General features: G+C 43.6%; 17 protein-coding genes. 6 read left to right on the forward strand and 11 right to left on the reverse strand.

The annotated features are described in order from the left end of the window. Positions 1-68: 68 nt before the first annotated feature. From KYJ26_RS00410 to KYJ26_RS00435, 6 genes are all read right to left on the reverse strand, one after another. A complete protein-coding gene (locus KYJ26_RS00410; protein WP_219165416.1) occupies positions 69-446 on the reverse strand; it encodes a prepilin-type N-terminal cleavage/methylation domain-containing protein in 378 nt (125 codons plus the stop codon). Positions 447-583: 137 nt separating this feature from the next. After that, positions 584-1,477 (reverse strand): UTP--glucose-1-phosphate uridylyltransferase GalU, encoded by an 894-nt coding sequence (galU, locus tag KYJ26_RS00415; protein ID WP_219165417.1) that lies wholly within the window; start codon positions 1,475-1,477, stop codon positions 584-586. A gap of 12 nt (positions 1,478-1,489) precedes the next feature. Next, a complete protein-coding gene (locus tag KYJ26_RS00420; protein ID WP_219165418.1) occupies positions 1,490-3,310 on the reverse strand; it encodes a polysaccharide biosynthesis protein in 1,821 nt (606 codons plus the stop codon). Positions 3,311-3,858: 548 nt separating this feature from the next. Next, on the reverse strand, positions 3,859-4,626 hold the full coding sequence (locus tag KYJ26_RS00425; protein WP_219165419.1) for a tyrosine-protein phosphatase: 768 nt from the start codon (positions 4,624-4,626) through the stop codon (positions 3,859-3,861). A 102-nt stretch (positions 4,627-4,728) separates the two neighbouring features. After that, positions 4,729-5,400 carry a CpsD/CapB family tyrosine-protein kinase gene (locus tag KYJ26_RS00430; protein WP_219165499.1) on the reverse strand — a complete coding sequence of 224 codons (672 nt, stop codon included), beginning with the start codon at positions 5,398-5,400 and terminating at the stop codon, positions 4,729-4,731. Positions 5,401-5,413: 13 nt separating this feature from the next. Continuing rightward, positions 5,414-6,160, reverse strand: coding sequence for a YveK family protein (locus KYJ26_RS00435; RefSeq protein WP_219165420.1), 747 nt, complete (start codon positions 6,158-6,160; stop codon positions 5,414-5,416). Between the two features lie 201 nt (positions 6,161-6,361). Between KYJ26_RS00435 and KYJ26_RS00440 the strand changes: the two genes are divergently transcribed. Together KYJ26_RS00440 and tagU are read left to right on the forward strand one after the other, a co-directional pair. Continuing rightward, positions 6,362-7,132, forward strand: a complete 771-nt coding sequence (locus tag KYJ26_RS00440) for an SGNH/GDSL hydrolase family protein (protein ID WP_219165421.1) — start codon at positions 6,362-6,364, stop codon at positions 7,130-7,132. Between the two features lie 87 nt (positions 7,133-7,219). Next, a complete protein-coding gene (tagU, locus tag KYJ26_RS00445) occupies positions 7,220-8,158 on the forward strand; it encodes a polyisoprenyl-teichoic acid--peptidoglycan teichoic acid transferase TagU (RefSeq protein WP_219165422.1) in 939 nt (312 codons plus the stop codon). 50 nt (positions 8,159-8,208) lie between these two features. Here tagU and KYJ26_RS00450 read toward each other — a convergent pair whose 3' ends face one another. Continuing rightward, positions 8,209-9,090 (reverse strand): helix-turn-helix domain-containing protein, encoded by an 882-nt coding sequence (locus KYJ26_RS00450; protein ID WP_219165423.1) that lies wholly within the window; start codon positions 9,088-9,090, stop codon positions 8,209-8,211. Between the two features lie 197 nt (positions 9,091-9,287). Here KYJ26_RS00450 and KYJ26_RS00455 point away from each other — a divergent pair, with 197 nt between their 5' ends. The 4 genes from KYJ26_RS00455 to KYJ26_RS00470 all read left to right on the forward strand — a co-directional run bounded on the left by KYJ26_RS00455 (position 9,288) and on the right by KYJ26_RS00470 (position 13,150). After that, positions 9,288-9,425: a hypothetical protein gene (locus KYJ26_RS00455; protein ID WP_219165424.1), complete on the forward strand. Its 138-nt coding sequence runs from the start codon at positions 9,288-9,290 to the stop codon at positions 9,423-9,425. 213 nt (positions 9,426-9,638) lie between these two features. Then, positions 9,639-9,953 (forward strand): hypothetical protein, encoded by a 315-nt coding sequence (locus KYJ26_RS00460; RefSeq protein WP_219165425.1) that lies wholly within the window; start codon positions 9,639-9,641, stop codon positions 9,951-9,953. A gap of 159 nt (positions 9,954-10,112) precedes the next feature. Continuing rightward, a complete protein-coding gene (locus KYJ26_RS00465; RefSeq protein ID WP_257474806.1) occupies positions 10,113-12,611 on the forward strand; it encodes a bifunctional 2',3'-cyclic-nucleotide 2'-phosphodiesterase/3'-nucleotidase in 2,499 nt (832 codons plus the stop codon). A 125-nt stretch (positions 12,612-12,736) separates the two neighbouring features. After that, a complete protein-coding gene (locus KYJ26_RS00470) occupies positions 12,737-13,150 on the forward strand; it encodes a DUF4830 domain-containing protein (protein WP_219165426.1) in 414 nt (137 codons plus the stop codon). A 172-nt stretch (positions 13,151-13,322) separates the two neighbouring features. On the opposite strand, the gene KYJ26_RS00475 is transcribed toward KYJ26_RS00470, so the two are convergent. The 4 genes from KYJ26_RS00475 to hutI all read right to left on the reverse strand — a co-directional run bounded on the left by KYJ26_RS00475 (position 13,323) and on the right by hutI (position 17,909). Further along, positions 13,323-14,708, reverse strand: coding sequence for a hypothetical protein (locus KYJ26_RS00475; protein ID WP_219165427.1), 1,386 nt, complete (start codon positions 14,706-14,708; stop codon positions 13,323-13,325). Further along, on the reverse strand, positions 14,701-15,276 hold the full coding sequence (locus tag KYJ26_RS00480; RefSeq protein WP_219165428.1) for a sigma-70 family RNA polymerase sigma factor: 576 nt from the start codon (positions 15,274-15,276) through the stop codon (positions 14,701-14,703). Before KYJ26_RS00480 ends, KYJ26_RS00475 begins: the two co-directional genes overlap by 8 nt. A 421-nt stretch (positions 15,277-15,697) precedes the next feature. Beyond that, positions 15,698-16,645 (reverse strand): formimidoylglutamase, encoded by a 948-nt coding sequence (gene hutG / locus KYJ26_RS00485; protein WP_219165429.1) that lies wholly within the window; start codon positions 16,643-16,645, stop codon positions 15,698-15,700. Further along, positions 16,623-17,909 carry an imidazolonepropionase gene (hutI, locus tag KYJ26_RS00490; RefSeq protein WP_257474807.1) on the reverse strand — a complete coding sequence of 429 codons (1,287 nt, stop codon included), beginning with the start codon at positions 17,907-17,909 and terminating at the stop codon, positions 16,623-16,625. The genes hutG and hutI overlap by 23 nt, the downstream gene beginning before the upstream one ends. Between the last annotated feature and the right edge of the window lies 1 nt (position 17,910).

Below are 17,910 nucleotides of genomic sequence, written 5' to 3' on the forward strand. Positions count from 1 at the left end.
ACGTTATCTAAGCACGATAGTCAGTTCCCATCCACTATTCAATCCAGTAAAGCATGCAAAAAGGTCCCTCACAAATAAGGAACCCCACCATCATCCCCAGAATCCTCTTCCTCATCAATATCCTCACCATGAACACTACACTCTACAACTCCGTCCAGATAAGTAATAACTCCACCAACCGGACACAACTCAGAACCATTCTCAGTTAAAAAGTCATTAAACACAGCATCACTATGATCCGCATCCACCAAAGTCAAATGAGCACCATACTGCTTTTCCAACTCCAACCGATTAGCAGCACAAACATCCGCCTCTGCTTTCTCTTTAGTACCACCCAAAGAAATCACAGCAATAGAAAATACAATCCCAAGTATCACAATAACAGCTAATAACTCCACAAGAGTAAAACCTCTCTCGCTATCCACCAGCCGCATATTCTTCAACATCTTCACTCCCAACATTGATCCTATCACCAATGCTGTCTCAACAAAGAAGTACATTACCCAAGTCATTGCCACGAAGGGGAAAACACTCTTTTCACCAAGTCTAAACTAGCAACCTGCCAAGTAAGAGGCAGAAGGTCCTACCCCTCAACCCTCTCCCCAGCAACCAACCTCTCCAAATACTCCATCACCTGAGGTCTTAAATCCTCTCTATCCAACGCAAACTCCAAAGTAGCCCGAATAAACCCAAACTTATCCCCCACATCATGCCTCACACCATCAAACTCATACCCAACAACCATCTGCAACTCATTCAACCTCTTAATAGCATCCGTCAACTGAATCTCATTCCCAGCCCCAGGCGTCTGTTTTTCCAAAATCTCGAAAACCTCCGGCCGCAACACATAACGCCCCATAATCGCATAATTAGACGGTGCATCTTCCACCTTTGGCTTCTCAACCAAATCATTAATGTGGAACACACCATTATCCATCTCATGATTATTAATCGAAATCACACCATACTTCGAAACTTCCTGCTGAGGCACTTCTTGAACACCAATCACAGAAGAATTATACCGCTCATACACATCAATCAACTGCTTCAAACAAGGCTTCTCCGGCGAATGAACAATATCATCTCCTAATAGAACTGCGAATGGCTCATCCCCAATAAACCGACTCGCACACGAAATCGCATGCCCCAATCCAAGAGGTTCCTTCTGACGAATATAATGAATATTAGCCAACTTCGAAATCCCCTGAACCTCTTCCAAAATGTCGTACTTTTCTTTCTTAGCCAGAGTCTCCTCCAACTCATACGACTTATCAAAATGATCCTCAATCGCTCTCTTCCCACGACCCGTCACAATAATAATATCCTCAATCCCAGAAGCAACAGCCTCTTCAATAATATATTGAATGGTAGGTTTATCAACGATTGGCAGCATTTCCTTCGGCTGTGCCTTTGTAGCCGGTAAGAATCTTGTCCCTAAACCGGCCGCCGGTATTATCGCTTTTCTCACTTTTTGCATTTCTTCCACCCCTCAATTCACATTCTGTACTAATACTTTCTCTCTCTTATTCGCCAACCCCAACACATAATCAGCCAAATACTGAGGATCAAACTCCGCATGATTCTCAATCAAATTCGAAACCCGCTCATACTCAAAATCAACCGTCTTCCCAATAAAAATCTTAGGAAAAATCGCTTCATTATGAACTTCATTCTCACCCAAAAGTTCCTCATACATCTTCTCACCAGGACGAATCCCCGCAAATTTAATCCCGATTTCTTCTATTGTATAACCCGATAGGTTAATCAAGTTCTTCGCAAGATCCACGATCTTCACCGGTTCACCCATATCAAGGACGAAAATCTCTCCACCTCGTGCCAGGGCACCAGCCTGCATTACAAGTCGTGATGCTTCTGGTATGGTCATGAAGTATCTCGTCATATCAGGATGAGTGACCGTTACCGGGCCACCTGCCTGGATCTGATTTTTGAATAGTGGGATGACACTTCCACGGCTGCCGAGTACGTTACCGAAACGGACGGCCACGAAGTTTGTCTGGCTGTGCTTATCCAGATTCTGAATCACCATTTCAGCAATCCTTTTCGTCGATCCCATGACGTTTGTCGGGTTCACGGCTTTATCCGTCGACACAAGGACAAACGTTCTGACGCCAAATGTATCGGCGGCTTCCGCTACGTTTTTGGTCCCGATGACGTTGTTCTTCACCGCTTCTTTCGGATTGTATTCCATCAGTGGCACATGCTTATGAGCCGCGGCATGATACACCACGTCCGGTTTGTGCGTCTCCATCACTTCGAAGATACGGGAACGGTCCTGTACGTCGGCAATGATCGGAATAATCTCAAACTCTGTTTTATACTTATTTCGAAGGTACATATCGATTCCATAAATGGAGTTTTCTCCGTGTCCCAATAATAGAAGCTTATTCGGTTTGAACTTACTCACCTGACGGCAGATCTCGGATCCGATTGATCCCCCTGCCCCCGTTACAAGAATCGTTTTTCCTGTGAGCTTTTCTGAAATGGTTTTCGTATCAAGCTCCACTGGGTCTCTTCCTAACAAGTCTTCAACTTGTACATCACGGAATTGATTAACGGAAACCTTACCAGAAACGATGTCTTCTAGCATCGGCATGATCTGCGTCTTAGCGTTCGTCTTGCTGCATTCCTGATACACTTTCTGGATTTCCAACTTACTCATGGACGGAATCGCAATAATAATCGTTTCCACGTTCAGTTTCTCCACGAGCTTCGGTATATCTTTCGTTCTTCCTACTACCGTGACGCCGTAGATTTGAAGCCTCTGTTTCTTCGGATCGTCATCGACGAAACCTACAGGAAGTATCTCCGCATCATGATTTTTCATGAACTGGCGGACCAGCATGGAACCTGCTGCACCTGCCCCGATGATGAGGGCACGTGCCTTTTCCTGCTTTGTTTTTATGTAATAGTCTCTGTACATCCTCCAGGAGAACCGAGATCCCCCGATCAGGATGACGTGAAGCATCCAGGTGATGCCGAGTACGCGGACATAGACGTTTCCATTCACTAAGAATTGGATGACTGCCGCAGTCGCGATCGACCAGGTAACGGCACGCACGATGGCGAGCATCTCTCCCACACTCGCATATTCCCATGCTTTATGGTACAGACGGTAAATGAAAGCAAATAGATGATGACTGACCAATAAAGCGATGGAGCTCACGATGAGGGTTGGTAGAGTATAAATGCTGAAGTACGGATTAAGAGTATAATATCCAATATAAATAGCAGTTAACACAATGACGGAATCCAATAACATCAGCAGTGATACTCGTTTCGAATAGCTCATTTGATTTCCTCCTTTTTATATTCACAATGGTTCTTTATGACGAAATTAAATACCTAAGGGAAGAGTATAACGTCTTACATCCTTCCCTTATGCATTTATACCTTCTAAGTAAAACAGTGTCTGAGCGAAAACGCAGGTATGGCTTCCTGCATTCGGAACAACCACATCTTTCAAATAAAGCTAGCTGGCATTCTATTCTTACATTGGATTCCTTATTTCAATCGAATGTTCTTAATAACGCATAAACTAGTTATTAATAAGGAGGTCTGCCCCTGTTTAAGGGACAGTCCCCCTCATCAAAATAAAAGCGTTTTCATTGTTTTTTCATTACTTATTACTACGAATCAAACTACGGGCATCTAACCCTCCCTCACATCCCACCACTGACGACGAGCGTCTAAGGTAAAGCTTTTCTCCACCCACGGCGTGACCGAGTGCCTCCATCGATAATGGTAAGGAGACATTCCCAACATTCTACTATTGTCTTGTGATATCGATTTACATCTTTCAACTAACGACAATAGTACCTCAGGGTTCTACCTGAACGATTAGAAGATTCCTAGGAACTTCTTCTTCTTGATCAATTCAGGTATTTCTTTATAAATATTTTTCCCGTCAATCAGTAATTCAGCATTCTCTGTAAAGTAATAGACCATGTCTATTCCGTACTTTTTCTCTATATGGTCCAATGCTTCTTCCATCTTGAAGGAGCGATTATGTATGTTGTGTGCGTCTGACGCGACCAAGTGTGCCAGGTTGGCCTGGATCATCTGATCTGAAAATTTTTGAATGTTTTTACCGAAGTATCCTGTCAGGCTGGAGGCGGTGATCTGGGTAATGGCCCCGTTTTTGACCAGTTTGTACAATTTCTCTGGTCGTTCAATTAACTCTGCGTTTCGCTCTGGGTGAACGATGACAGGTATCAGTCCTTTTAGTTGAATATCGTAAAGAAGTCTCTCGGCATATCTCGGAACGGAATTTGAAGGAAATTCAATGATCAGGTACTGCGTTGACTGATTAAGGGTCAGGATGTCTCCCTTTTGGACGTCTTCCAAAATCTCACCATAGATGCGGCATTCCTGCCCGGGTAACACTTGAAGATTGATACTTTCCTGTTTAAATGTTTCGTTCAGTTCATTTACGAGGGGAAGGATATCGGATGCGACATTCTCATACTTTCCATTCATATGATGAGGAGTCGCGATGATCGTATGGATGCCTTCAGAAACCGCCTGTTTCGCCATATCGATGCTTTCTTCGATATTTTTCGCACCGTCATCGACACCGGGCAGGATATGACTGTGTATATCGACCATGTTGACTCCTCCTTTTATAGGAAATTCGACTTATTTTTACCCACTCTTTCATTGTACGTTAGTGGGTATATTTGTAAAGGGGTGAAGATTGTCGAATGCCGACTATTTTTTTCCATAATAGTAATAATAGCTTGTATCTTTTAGTTCCCTATTATTTAATACGACGCCAAGCAGCTTTCCTTTTGTTGAAGAAAGCATCTCTTTCGCTTTTACCGCACTGTCAATTTCTGTTGTACCTGAGCTGACGACGAGGACCGTTCCGTCTACTTGGTTCGCGAGTACTTGTGCATCTGTTACGGCAAGGATCGGCGGGGTATCAAAGATGAGCATGTCATATGCCTGATACGCTTCTACAAGGAAATGCTCCATGGCCCTTGAGCTCATTAACTCAGCCGGGTTAGGCGGCACCGGACCACATGTTAAGATGCTTAGATTTTCTACATCTGATGGATTCGTTACTTCCGATAACGTATGCTGCTTTGTTAGGACTGTCGTTAATCCGAATGTGTTCGTCAAGTTAAAGGTGTAATGAGCGGTCGGCTTTCTCATATCCGAGTCGACGAGCAGGACCTTTTTACCCTGTTGGGCAAATACGACGGCTAGATTGGCGGCTGTTGTCGATTTTCCTTCTCCTGGTCCCGCTGAGGTTACAAGGATTGAACGTATTTCACGGTCGACAGAAGAGAAATTAATGTTCGTACGGATCGTTTTATACTGTTCGGAGATCGGAGACTTCGGATCCGTTTTCGTTACGAGCTTCCGCTTGGTGTTCATCAGTAGCTTCTTCTTATTTTTGGCCAACGGTTTCACCTCTTACACGTGATTTTCTTTCAGTGCGACTTGTCGTTTTCTCTTCTTGGTCGCTGATTTTGGTGATGGACCCCAACACCGGTACGCCAAGTAATTTCTCGACTTCCTGCTCGGTTTTGATGGTGTTATCAAGGAATTCTAATAAGAAGGCAAGTCCCACTCCAATCATTAAGCCGACTACGGTGGCGATGGCGATGTTTAAGATCGGCTGCGGTTTAATCGGCGCCTGATTCTCACCTACTTCAGCTTTTGCCAGCACGCTGACATTATCTACGTTCATGATTTTCACGATTTCTTTCTGGAACACTTCTGCCGTCTTGTTCGCAATCTTGGCAGCTTGATAAGGATCCGTATCCTGTACAGACAGATTGATGACTTGTGACTCATTCTCACTTGAAACAGTCAATTTCCCGTTTAACTGAGAGGCATTCATCTTTAAATCCAGATCCGAAATGACCTTTTCCAGAATGGCCGGACTTTTCATAATGACGTTGTATGTATTGATCAATTGAAGATTCGTCTGGATTTCCCCTGGATTATAAGCTGGCTGTTCCGACTTGGATTGATTGACCAGGAGCTGGGTGGATGATTGGTAAATAGGGGTCAAAAGAAAAAAACTTACCCCTGCACTGACGATGATGGCTGTAAGAGTAATCAATAAAATCAATTTCATTCGCTTTTTTAATGTATCCATCAATTCCCGTAAACTGATTGTTTCTTCCATAAGCTCCTCCTAATTTTCAGAAAATATGTAATATTATATCATACAGTATATTGTATACTTTATCTTTTCTTGTAATATTATTAATAAACTTGTCATTTCAAGCTACTATTATATTAAACTATACATACCCCCCTATGGAAAGGGAGTCACATAAGTTGGTAATAATTACTTACTTTTTCCCAAAAAGATGGAGGTTTACATATGAAGAATTTTTTACTAGTACTATTAACAATTGGCTGCGGAGTGATTCTTTTCTTTGGTAACATGTATTGGCAGGATCGCACGGCGGTTTCTTCATCCAATCAATTGTCCCTTGCAGAGTCAAAACCGGATTCTGTCCCTGCTGAACAACATGCGTTCCCTTATTCAAATTGGCCGGAGAAAGCAAAGGTTGCCTATAAAGCGGCAGTGGAGAGCGGGGAAGCGTTTAAGCTGGCCATTGTGGGTTCCACCGCTTTAGGTAAAGAGGAAAATGGTTGGAGTGTGCAGCTGAAGGATGCGTTGGAAGAAGAATTCGGGAGTACATTAGACGTCTCGATCTTCCAATGGGATACGGACTCCCTCCAATTTGTTAACGGGGAAGACGTGGACGAAGTCATTTCCCTTGCTCCGGATATGGTCTTATATGAGCCATTCGCTTTGAATAATAATAGTGTCGGTGTAAATGCAGAGGATAACCTCGATAGCATCGACATCTTCAGACGAAAATTGATGGAAACAAACGAAGATACCGTCCTAATTCTTCAACCGACTCACCCAATCTACGGGGCAACCTATTATCCAAGGGATGTCGGGAAATTGAAGGAATATGCAGAAGAAAAGGAAATACCCTACCTTGATCATTGGAAGGCCTGGCCGAGTGACGAATCACTCAAGGACTACCTGGTGGATACACAGGATACGCCGAATGAAGAAGGCCACTCGTTATGGGCTGGATACTTGGAAGATTACTTTATCTCGCATCAGGAATAAGTGTGAGAAATCACTATCCATTCTCCTATTAATTTGATATGTTAATAAGTAGTCTAAACATTATAAATAAATGAGGGTCATAACCATATGAGAAGCGAAAAACATAAGAAACGAAAGAAACGGACCTGGGTCAAGGTCCTTGGGATCCTGGTGGTCCTGCTGGTGCTTGGCGGCGGCGCCTATGCATATACTGTCTATCATTCTCTTAATAAGGCTGTGGACACCATGCACTCCCCTATTGAACGGGATGTTTCGGATAAGCGTACGAAGGAAGTCGAATTTAACGACAAAGAGCCTTTCTCTGTACTCCTCCTCGGGGTCGATGAGCGGGAAAATGATAAGGGGCGCTCTGACTCTATGATTGTTCTAACCGTTAATCCTGAAGTGAAGTCCGTAAAGATGCTCAGTATCCCACGTGACACCCTGACGGATATCATCGGACACGGAACAGAGGATAAGATCAACCACGCCTATGCCTTCGGCGGTGTGGAGATGTCCATGGATACGGTGGAGAATCTATTGGATATTCCGATTGACTACTATGTGAAGATCAATATGGAAGGTTTCGAGGACATCGTGAATGCCGTTGGTGGTGTGACGGTTCAAAATGATATTGATTTCTCCGTTGATGGACATAATTTCAATAAGGGCGAACTTACGCTGAATGGGAAAGAGGCCCTTGCGTTTACACGCATGCGCCACGAAGATCCTCGCGGTGACTTCGGACGTCAGCTTCGTCAGCGTGAGATCATCCAGGCTGTCATTAATGAAGGCGCGAGCGTGTCCAGTCTTTGGAAGTTTGATGATATCTTCGACGCGCTGGGGAATAATGTGAAAACGAATATGACATTTGAAGAGATGGTGGATATTCAGAAGCATTATAAAGCTGCTGCGAAGGAAATCGAGCAGATCCGGATCAAGGATGGTACCGGTACGAAAATCGATGGGATTTATTATTATTTGATTCCAGACGAGGAACTTGATGAAATACAGGAAATATTAAAGAAGCACTTGGAGATATCGTAAAAAAAGGGGCGTCGAAAAGTCAGGAGCCACTGACTCTTCGACGCCCCTTCTTAAATCAGAGCACTTAATTCCTTAATTCTGTTTTTAATGAATTGTATATGCCTCGTATCCTGTTGAAGGTCAAAAACGATGATGGCTTTCTTCATAAAATTAACGGCGTCTTCCGGTTTATTCATCAGCTCCATGTTATATCCCATTTGATAATGTAATTCACCTAATAGGAATACACTATCTTTCTGCAGACACCATTTTATCCCCTCTTCACAATATTCATTTGATTCTTCCAGTCTATTAAGACGGGTTAACACCCTCGTAATATGATAATAATGCCGTGTTTTTATTGTATAATCATTCAAATGGGGAAGAAGCTGAAGATGATCCTTGACTTCCTCAAAGACCTCCAGCGCCTTATGAATGTCTTCTTTAAAGTAAATGGCCCCCAATGCCACGTAAATTTCCAATTCTCGTTCAAGCAGTATCTTCCCTTTTTTATGGGTGAGATGGATGGCTTCTTTTAGAGTCTCAACTGATTTACTTAAATCTTTCTTTACTTCATATAAGTAGATTCCTTTATGCCACAACAACAACTGTAAGTTTTTGTTGTTTTGTGAAAATAACGGATTATCCAGTTCGGCTCTTACAATATCCATCATTTCTTCATATCTCCCACTTCTACGGAGTATCTGGAGCTGTTGGAAGACTTCCTGAAAGTAATCAAGCCGTGGAGTTGTCCCGATATCAAAAAAGTAGTTCACATCTACTCCCAACTTCTGAGAAATTTGATACAATGTAGAAGCATAAGGATAGACATCTCCTTTTTCAATTTTACTGATCTGCGCTTGTGTACATATCCCCTCTGCAAGATCTTCTTGAGAAAGACCACTCGTTTTTCTTAACTCTTTTATTTTGTTTCCCACTGCTTTAAAATCCATAACATCCACCCCTAAATATGCCTAGAGTTATATTTTTGAAGAAATCAAATGAAAAGCCTATTAATTGGCTTTTAAATTAGGTAATTTGGTACCATATTCAGAATGTACAAAATGTGAATATGTGTTTTAATTATTATAACAAATATTTCTTTTATTTTACCGAACATTGTTTCGAACAAGAAAGGGAGGAAAGTCCTATGAAAAAACGTTTTCTTACAATTTTAACAGCATCGGTTCTTCTTTTTGGTATTGCAGGACTTGCAAACAACGATACTGAAACTGCAGCTGCAAATGTACAGATTCAACAAGTAGAACTTCCAACAACTCAACATTAATTAATATGTTAAAGCTTCCTGCACTCCAGGAAGCTTTTTTCTTTCAGCATAATATTCTTATAGGAATATGCTTAGAGTTATGAAAATAAAGAAAAGAAAACGTTTTACCCATTATATATAAGTTTTTCAGCTCCTACGCATTTATGAGTCAAAATACACATTTCCCTCGGGCGTGATAGGATAAAAGTACATTAAAAGAAAGGGGGCTTCATGATGAAAAGCATAAACATGAAAGTAAATCCTCTATACTCGGACATCGACCTGTCGATCCAGTTCCATTTCGAATTCTCAAAAGGTGATTGTAAAGTCGGGGAAGCCATGGTATCTACGTACTCCCTTAACAACAACGTGACGTATCGCAAGTCCCAAGGTATAACACAAGCCAAGCAGGAAAAATGTGCGGTCATCGACCATTTCGAAGTCGTCCCTGACCTGTCGAAACCCTGCATGAACAAACTGAACCATTTCCTCAAAGTAATCGATATGAAAGAAATCCACTCAGGATACGACTTAACACTCGAGCAGTGATGGTGAGGGACGGACCTTGTAAAGGTCCGTCCCTCTTTTTGTGAAGTTTGTGTCTTTATGACTATTTTTTGTTAAGTTTTAATTTTTTATGTATTACAACAATTCCCCGTGTGGTATCATTATCCTGTTTGACACTACACAATTAAGGGGAGATTTTTTTTGAAAAAGAAGACACTCGCAGGTGCTGCTCTCGCTTTAGGTTTAATTGTTCCTCAAGTTTCACCCTCTATTACATATGCAGAAGTTATGGACAAAGACATTGTCAATCTTCGCATTCTTGAAACAACAGACATCCACGTGAACCTCGTCAATTATGATTACTACCAGGATAAGGCGACTGATAAGTATGGTCTCGCCAAAACGGCAACCCTGATCAAACAGGCCCGTTCTGAATCCAAGAACAGCTTATTGTTCGATAACGGCGACCTCATTCAGGGGAATCCCCTTGGTGATTATGTAGCAAAGGAAAATCCTCTCCAAGATGGCGAAACTCACCCGGTCTATAAAGCCATGAATCTACTAAACTATGATGCCGGAAACATCGGTAATCACGAATTCAACTATGGGCTTGATTTCCTGGGTACATCGTTAAAAGGATCGAACTTCCCATATGTGAACGCCAATGTGTACGTAGATGATCAAGACGATAACCCTGACAATGACAAGAACTACTTCAAACCATATGAAATCCTTGACCGTACAGTGACAGATGAAGATGGTGACGAACATGCCATCAAGGTTGGCGTGATCGGATTCGTTCCGCCACAGATCATGCAGTGGGATAAAGCAAACCTTGAAGGAAAAGTCGTGGCAAAAGACATCATCGAAACAGCCAACAAATTCATTCCACAAATGAAAGCTGAAGGAGCCGACGTCATCGTTGCCATCCCTCACTCCGGTATCGGAAATGTCACACAAGAAGGCATGGAAGAAAACGCAACATATGATCTTTCGAAAGTAGAAGGCATCAATGCGATCCTATTCGGTCATTCTCATGGGGTATTTCCTTCTGAAACATACGCCGGGATCGAAGGCGTCGATGTGAAAAAAGGGACGATCAACGGTGTTGGATCAGTTATGCCTGGTTCATGGGGAGACCATCTCGGTTTGGTTGACCTTGAATTGGAATTGGTAGATGGAAAATGGAATGTGACGAATACAGAAGCTTCCACTCGTTCGATTCTGAAAGAAGACGGTACCCCTGCTGTTGAGGCAGATCAAGATATCCTTGACGCCGTGAAGGAAGATCATGACGCGACGATTGAATGGGTGCGCAGTGCAGTCGGGGAAACAACCTCTCCTATTAACAGCTACTTTGCTTTGGTGAGCGATGATCCTTCCGTTCAAATCGTAACCAATGCCCAGAAGTGGTATGTAGAGAAGTATATAAAGGGAACTGAATATGACGGTATTCCTGTCTTATCTGCAGGGGCACCATTCAAAGCCGGTACCCGCGCAAATCCTGACTACTACACAGATATCCCTGCAGGGGAAATCGCGATTAAGAACGTATCTGACTTATATCTGTATCCAAACACGCTTCAAGCTGTTCTGTTGACAGGTGCTGACGTGAAAGAATGGCTTGAGATGTCTGCCGGACAATTTAATCAAATCGATCCTGATAAATCAGACGAACAGAATCTTGTGAATGGGGATTACCGCTCGTACAACTTTGATGTAATCGATGGAGTGACTTACGAGATCGACGTAACAGAGCCCACGAAGTATGATGCAGAGGGTGTGCTGGTGAACAAAGACTCCAGCCGGATTAAGAACCTGATGTTTGACGGAAAACCGATCGATATGGACCAAAAATTCATCGTGGCAACGAATAACTACCGTGCCAGTGGAAAATTTCCTGGAGTGAAGAACTCAGAAATTATCGTCCAATCTCCTGATGAGAACCGTAATGTCATTATCGACTACATCATGGAGAAAAAGACGATCGACCCTCAAGCAGACGGAAACTGGTCATTTGCACCGGTGAAAGGAAATGCAAATGTTGTTTTTGAAACGTCTTTAAAAGCACAAGATTACATTAAGGATTCAAGTACGTATAAATTCCTTGGCAAACAGGACAGCGGATTCGGAAAATATTCGATTAAGCTGAAACAAAGTGACTCTGTGAAGAAGTTCAGCGATGTGGCTGCCGGACATTGGGCTGAAGATTATATTTATGCCCTGGTTGAAAAAGGAATCGTGCACGGGAAAACAGACACTACGTTTGAGCCAAAAGGTTCTATCACCCGAGGTGAATTCGTTTCTTTACTTGCACGTGCCCTGGATTTAAAAGCTGAAGGTAATCACTTCAAGGATGTTGGTGGAGTACTGGCTGATGATATCAATGCTGCATATGAAGCAGGCATTACAAAAGGGATTACGAAGGACTCGTTTGCACCGAAACGATTGATTACACGAGAAGAAATGGCTGCCATGATCGTCCGTGCTTACGAGGTGAAAGATGGAAAAACTTATACACCAACTATTAAGAATAGCTATAAGGACGGAAAATCAATTTCTTCACGATTTGTAGAAGACGTCCTTTCTGCGCAAGAGTTGGAGTTCATGACGGGATATGGAAGCGGACGCTTTGCTCCTAAAGAGAATGCTACTCGTGCTCAGGCAGCGAAGACGGTTTATATGATGTGGAATAAATAATATTTGGATGACCGGACTCCTTTGGGGGTTCGGTTTTTTTATGTGGAAATATAAGAGATTGTCGATTTTTCTATCGGTTTGAAACTGGTAAAATATGCTACTATTTTGAAAAAGGGGTTGTTAGCATGAATCGATCTACATATATGATCTTTGCAATGGTCCTTCTTCTGTACGGATGTAATCCAATCAACACTTCAAAAGAGGACGTTGATGAGGAACAAATAGACTATATTTCCTCATTTGATTGGATGGTTGATTCGAAAATCGGTGAAGAATCCGTCACATTACACCACGGTCCTGAACATATCGAGAAATTGAAAGCTGCCGGAATTGATTTTAGTCCGTATCAAGGAAAAGATGCGACCATTACCACTTATCAATTGAAAGAAAAGCAAACGACGGGCGATGACTTGGAACTGGTGATATATGAAGTGGACGATAAGATTATCGGAGGATATGGGGTATTAGAGGGGTGGGATCCCGGGTTATTTTCTTTAAATGATAAAGAACGGTTGGTGAAGGATGATATTATTCGCTGATTGAATAGGTAAAAAGCTTTGGCGGGGTATTTCTGATCCCATCGCCAAAGCTTTTTTTTAGATGAGTAGGGACACAATCCGACTGGTCATGTCCCTGTGATGGCTTTTACTTCGTCGGCGAGGTCCGTCCCTCTATGGATATTGTAGAATCTTGAGGGACGGACCTTAGTGATTAGAATTCGTGCCATGCGATTTCAGGCGGGTAGGTGCCGGTTGTTTGGTGTGGCTTTTCGCCAGGTGGAACGTCTGCCAGTTTTCTTCCGTACATATTGAGTCCGTAGCCTTCGACGATAAGCTTAGGAGTAGAGGTCACTAGGATGCGGTATGCGAAATAGTCCCAAACGCGCTCCTCCCCAGTATCATTCTCAGAAATACGTGTTATTTCCTGGATCAGCTCATTTGTCAGCTCTTTTCCTCTTTCTGACGTCGTTCCTTCTTTTACTTTCAATTGGAAGATAAGTGAGGCTTCAGCATCAATTTTTTTCATTGTTACGTCTTCTACTTCATCGTAGTTCATCACTTTTTCTTTAGCTTGGGAGAACCATGTATTGTTGAACTGCATGGGTAGCTTGAGATCTGCTTCTGTGATGAAGCGGACTTCTTTCGTGAGAAATTCTATTGGCATTTTTTTCGAATCCAACTCAACTCGGACTACCTTTGCCTCTAAATCAATTCCTTCGACTTTATAATCACTGCCTGTTTTATCTAGCTTATACAGCCCTTCCACTATCAGTGATATTTCGTAATCTCCAATGATATATTCGAGAGAGACATGATCATTCATCTCGTTATAAAAGTAGTACGGATCCCCTAAAGCGTTGATCACTTGCTTTACAGTGACTGAAGAATCACCTTGAAATTTCACCCCTGACTTATGGAGAGTCCCTCCCTGCTTTTCTGTGAAACTTAACAAGTAATTATCCCCTAAGCTGTAGACTGGCCCCCCCTCATACATTACAGCTAAATTTATATTCCCATATTTATCGGTAACACTCTCGTATGTGTCTCCAATTTCGACACCTGATCCATGTAGGATTCCTTTTGATGCCTGGTCTTTAAATTCACCCGGATTCTCGATAATGGAAGAGAAGTCGAATGCGGGTGGAGTCAAGGTTACTTCTTCTCCCGTCTCCTTTTCTTCTTTTTTTTCGTTAGCCGGCTTATTTATATCATCCGTGTCAGGTCCTTCTTCCCTCACCGGCGATTGGCGTTTTTTATTTTGGGTGTCTTGTTTTTCTTCATCGATTTTCTTTTGGAGGTCGTCCTCCGGTATGAAGGCCGAGTGGTCATTATCATCCTGGGGCTCTTGATTTTCTTCCATTTGATCCTTATCGGCCAGTTCATCTTTCGGTAAGTAGCTGCTGCCGAGAATGGATACGATGAAAATGATGGCGGCCGCTATTCCTACGTTGAGAACCATATTCCAGTTGAAGCCCTTCTTCTTCTTTTGTTTCTGGATTTTCGTCAAGATCGTTCGCTTCTGGCTTGGGATATCTATGTTTTGAAACAGTTCTTTATCTAATTCGTCTTTGAGATTGTGTAAAGGATCTTTATTCATCGGTACCCCTCCCTTGCAGCAAGGTTTTTAATTTCTGTCTGCCCCTGTCCAGACGGGTCCTTACGGTGGAAGCTTTAAGATTTAGTAGTTCGCCAATTTCGTCGGTTGTTAGTTCTTCATAATAATATAATAAGATGATTTCCCTATACTTCATGGGAAGTGCGAAGATTTGTGCTGACACGCTGTTGTTTTCCTCTGTTTGAATGAGCTCCTGCTCGGGTGTAGCGGCGATTTCTTTGTTGAACATGCGGTGGAATTTATCCACCACGGTGTTTCTTCTGAAGTATGCAGACTTCTTATAGTCCTTGCATTGGTTCACGGCAATTCGGTATATCCACGTTTTGTAGGATGAATTCTGGTTGAAGCTGCCCAGTGAATGGTACGCCTTAATGAAAACCTCCTGGCATATATCCTGTGCTGTCGACCAATCCTGCACGTATATATAAGCAAGCTTCGTAATCTGAGTTTCATACTGATCAATCAGTGTCTCAATCAAATGATCACTATGTGTCTTCGTATCGTCCAAGCGCCCAAGCCCCCCTCTCACCTGATGTAATATCTCTGTCATAAAAACCCTCTCCCTAATGTTTACTATAAATGCACCGAGTTGTAAATAAATGGATAGTGCTTGTTGAGGGACGGACCTCCCTTTTCAGCGCTTATTTCGCAGGTAGTCATTTGGAACGTTGGAGTGGTGCGGTTGCGTGGTTCTCGTTCCGAGATGGCGGGAGGTCCGTCCCTCCATATATTAAAGAAATTCCATATCCTTATTGTTTTTCCATTTCATGTTAGACGAAATGGATAAGAGCAATGTCTCACTTTTTCTGAATAAATTTGAAAGAGGTCCGTCCCTTAAATGTGTGGGGCGGACCTCTTTGGTTAATATTAACGATAACTTATTAGACTAGGGAGAATGGTTGGTTATCTCAACTTTTTTCGAAGAAAAGTCAAAATGTGCATTCCGATGTTTGGAATGCACATTTTGAGTACTATTGGATTAACGTATTTAAGATAAGTAAGCTTGCCACCCTGCTCGTCATATCTCTGATGTCTAGGGTTGGATCGATTTCGACGATGTCCATGGTATTGACCTTCGGGTGTTGCAGTGCGGTCTGGATGGCATCTGTGAGCGTATCCGGATGCATGCCACCAGGACCGATTGCGGGGCATCCTGGGGCGTATGCCTGGTCGAGGACGTCCATGTCGACGGATAGATAGATGGTGTCGACTTTGTCTTGCAGCTGGATTAGGGATTCTTGGATGAGTTTGGTTATGTTTTGTTGTCTGACGTCCTTCATCGTATAGACCGTTACACCATGCTCGATGGCGTAGTCATGATAGGCTTTCGCATTGGCGTAGTTGCGGATGCCGATCTGGATGAGATGTTCTCCTTTGATATGTCCCTCTTCTATTAATCTTCTGAAAGGTGTGCCGTTGGTCGGTCCTCCGTCCTCGGTGTTTCTAAGGTCATGATGGGCGTCGAATTGGATGATCCCCACTGTCCCCTTCGTTTCCTTGATGGCTTTGACCGTTGATGTGGTGATGGAATGGTCGCCTCCGAGGATGATGTTGAACGTAGATGCATTTGTTTCGGCTACTGCTTTGGTTGATTCATAGATTCGCTGATGAGACTCTTCTATGGACGTCGGGTGCATGGTGATGTCGCCGAAGTCTATGATGGTTTTCTGGTTGTCGTGGAGGTCCGTCCCTCTCTCGATGTTGTAGGTTGTGAATGAATTCAGGCACCGTCTGATGGCGTCGGGTGCGAAGCTTGCTCCTGAGTGAGAGATGGAGGGTTTGGAGAGGGGGGCGCCGATGATGGCGATGTCCCCTTTCTTCCCTTCTTCCCACGGTGTCAGGAGTTCGGCCGCTTTCGTTGTATAGCGGTCTTTGAACTGTGCCTTTCCTGCCCGCTTAATGTGTTGAAATGTGCTCATGAAGCTTCTCCTTGCGGTATATGATACATCCGTCTTTCATGACGGTGTTGGTATGGTTGACTCCGTAATGGTATGGGACGTAGTGATAATTTGGTACATCCCAGAGGACGATGTCGGCTTTTCGGCCTGTTGCGAGTTTCCCTGCAGAGTCTCCACGATTGATGGCGTAAGCAGAGTTGACGGTGACTGCGTTCCAGATTTCTTCCGGCGTCATTTTTAGTTGTAACGATGCCAGGTTCATGATGAACTGCAGGTTCTCTGTCGGTGAGCTTCCCGGGTTAAAGTCCGTGGAAAGGGCCACTGCCGCTCCTGCTTCCAGCATGCCTCTTGCGTTGGCGAATTTGCCTTTGTTCAGGTAGAAGGACGTTCCTGGCAGAAGGACGGCGATGGTGTCGGTTTCGCCGAGTGCCTGGATGCCTTTTTCAGATGCTCCTACTAAGTGGTCTCCGCTAGTGGCTCCGATTTCCGTTGCCATTTCCGTTCCGCCGAGTGGATCGATTTCGTCGGCGTGGATTTTGACGGAGAAGCCTTTTTCTTTGGCCGTTTTTAGAAACTCTCGAGACTGTTCGACGGTAAATACACCTGTTTCGCAGAAGATGTCTACGAATTCGGCTAGTTGTTCTTTTTCGATGTCGGATAGCAGATCGAGCATTTCCTGTAGGAATTCATCGGAACGGCCTTTGAACTCCGGCGGGATGGCGTGTGCTCCAAGGAATGTGGAGACGATTTCTGCCGGGTGGGACTCATTTAGTTTTTGGGCTACTCTCAGCTGTTTGAGTTCTGTTTGGCGATCTAGACCGTAGCCGCTTTTTGCTTCTACTGTTGTGACTCCGTACGAGATCATTCTGTTCAGGTGGAAGCGTGCTTTTGTTAGTAATTCCTCTTCTGATGCTTCGCGGGTGGCACCCACTGTCGATAGGATGCCGCCACCACGCTTCAGGATTTCTAAGTATGGAACCCCTTGCTGCTTGAGGGCCATTTCGTGTTCACGTGAGCCGCCGAATACCAAGTGCGTGTGCGGGTCGACGAGACCTGGTGTGACGAGCTTCCCTTCTGCGTCGATTCGTTCCGTTGCTTTAAGGGATTGTGCTTCTTCGTGTGTGCCGATCCAGGCAACAAGGCCGTCCTTGATGGCAATGGCCGAATTTTCTAAGACAGGTAGACTGCTCATTGCCTCTCCTTTTAGAGGTCCGTCCCCATGATACATTGTCAGGAGCTGGCCGATGTTGTCGATGATAGTGTCGAATTGTTGTATTGTGGTCATC

The organism is Rossellomorea orangium (assembly GCF_019334305.1).
Taxonomy (GTDB): domain Bacteria; phylum Bacillota; class Bacilli; order Bacillales; family Bacillaceae_B; genus Rossellomorea.

Bases quoted from the DNA above. Each gene is read 5' to 3' on its own strand.
- KYJ26_RS00425 (WP_219165419.1), bottom strand. From the start codon at position 4,626: ATGGTCGATATACACAGTCATATCCTGCCCGGTGTCGATGACGGTGCG.
- KYJ26_RS00410 (WP_219165416.1), bottom strand. From the start codon at position 446: ATGTTGAAGAATATGCGGCTGGTGGATAGCGAGAGAGGTTTTACTCTT.
- KYJ26_RS00440 (WP_219165421.1), top strand. From the start codon at position 6,362: ATGAAGAATTTTTTACTAGTACTATTAACAATTGGCTGCGGAGTGATT.
- KYJ26_RS00475 (WP_219165427.1), bottom strand. From the start codon at position 14,708: ATGAATAAAGATCCTTTACACAATCTCAAAGACGAATTAGATAAAGAA.
- KYJ26_RS00455 (WP_219165424.1), top strand. From the start codon at position 9,288: ATGAAAAAACGTTTTCTTACAATTTTAACAGCATCGGTTCTTCTTTTT.
- hutI (WP_257474807.1), bottom strand. From the start codon at position 17,909: ATGACCACAATACAACAATTCGACACTATCATCGACAACATCGGCCAG.
- KYJ26_RS00420 (WP_219165418.1), bottom strand. From the start codon at position 3,310: ATGAGCTATTCGAAACGAGTATCACTGCTGATGTTATTGGATTCCGTC.
- galU (WP_219165417.1), bottom strand. From the start codon at position 1,477: ATGCAAAAAGTGAGAAAAGCGATAATACCGGCGGCCGGTTTAGGGACA.
- KYJ26_RS00470 (WP_219165426.1), top strand. From the start codon at position 12,737: ATGAATCGATCTACATATATGATCTTTGCAATGGTCCTTCTTCTGTAC.
- hutG (WP_219165429.1), bottom strand. From the start codon at position 16,645: ATGAGCACATTTCAACACATTAAGCGGGCAGGAAAGGCACAGTTCAAA.
- KYJ26_RS00430 (WP_219165499.1), bottom strand. From the start codon at position 5,400: ATGAACACCAAGCGGAAGCTCGTAACGAAAACGGATCCGAAGTCTCCG.
- KYJ26_RS00480 (WP_219165428.1), bottom strand. From the start codon at position 15,276: ATGACAGAGATATTACATCAGGTGAGAGGGGGGCTTGGGCGCTTGGAC.
- KYJ26_RS00450 (WP_219165423.1), bottom strand. From the start codon at position 9,090: ATGGATTTTAAAGCAGTGGGAAACAAAATAAAAGAGTTAAGAAAAACG.
- tagU (WP_219165422.1), top strand. From the start codon at position 7,220: ATGAGAAGCGAAAAACATAAGAAACGAAAGAAACGGACCTGGGTCAAG.
- KYJ26_RS00460 (WP_219165425.1), top strand. From the start codon at position 9,639: ATGAAAAGCATAAACATGAAAGTAAATCCTCTATACTCGGACATCGAC.
- KYJ26_RS00435 (WP_219165420.1), bottom strand. From the start codon at position 6,160: ATGGAAGAAACAATCAGTTTACGGGAATTGATGGATACATTAAAAAAG.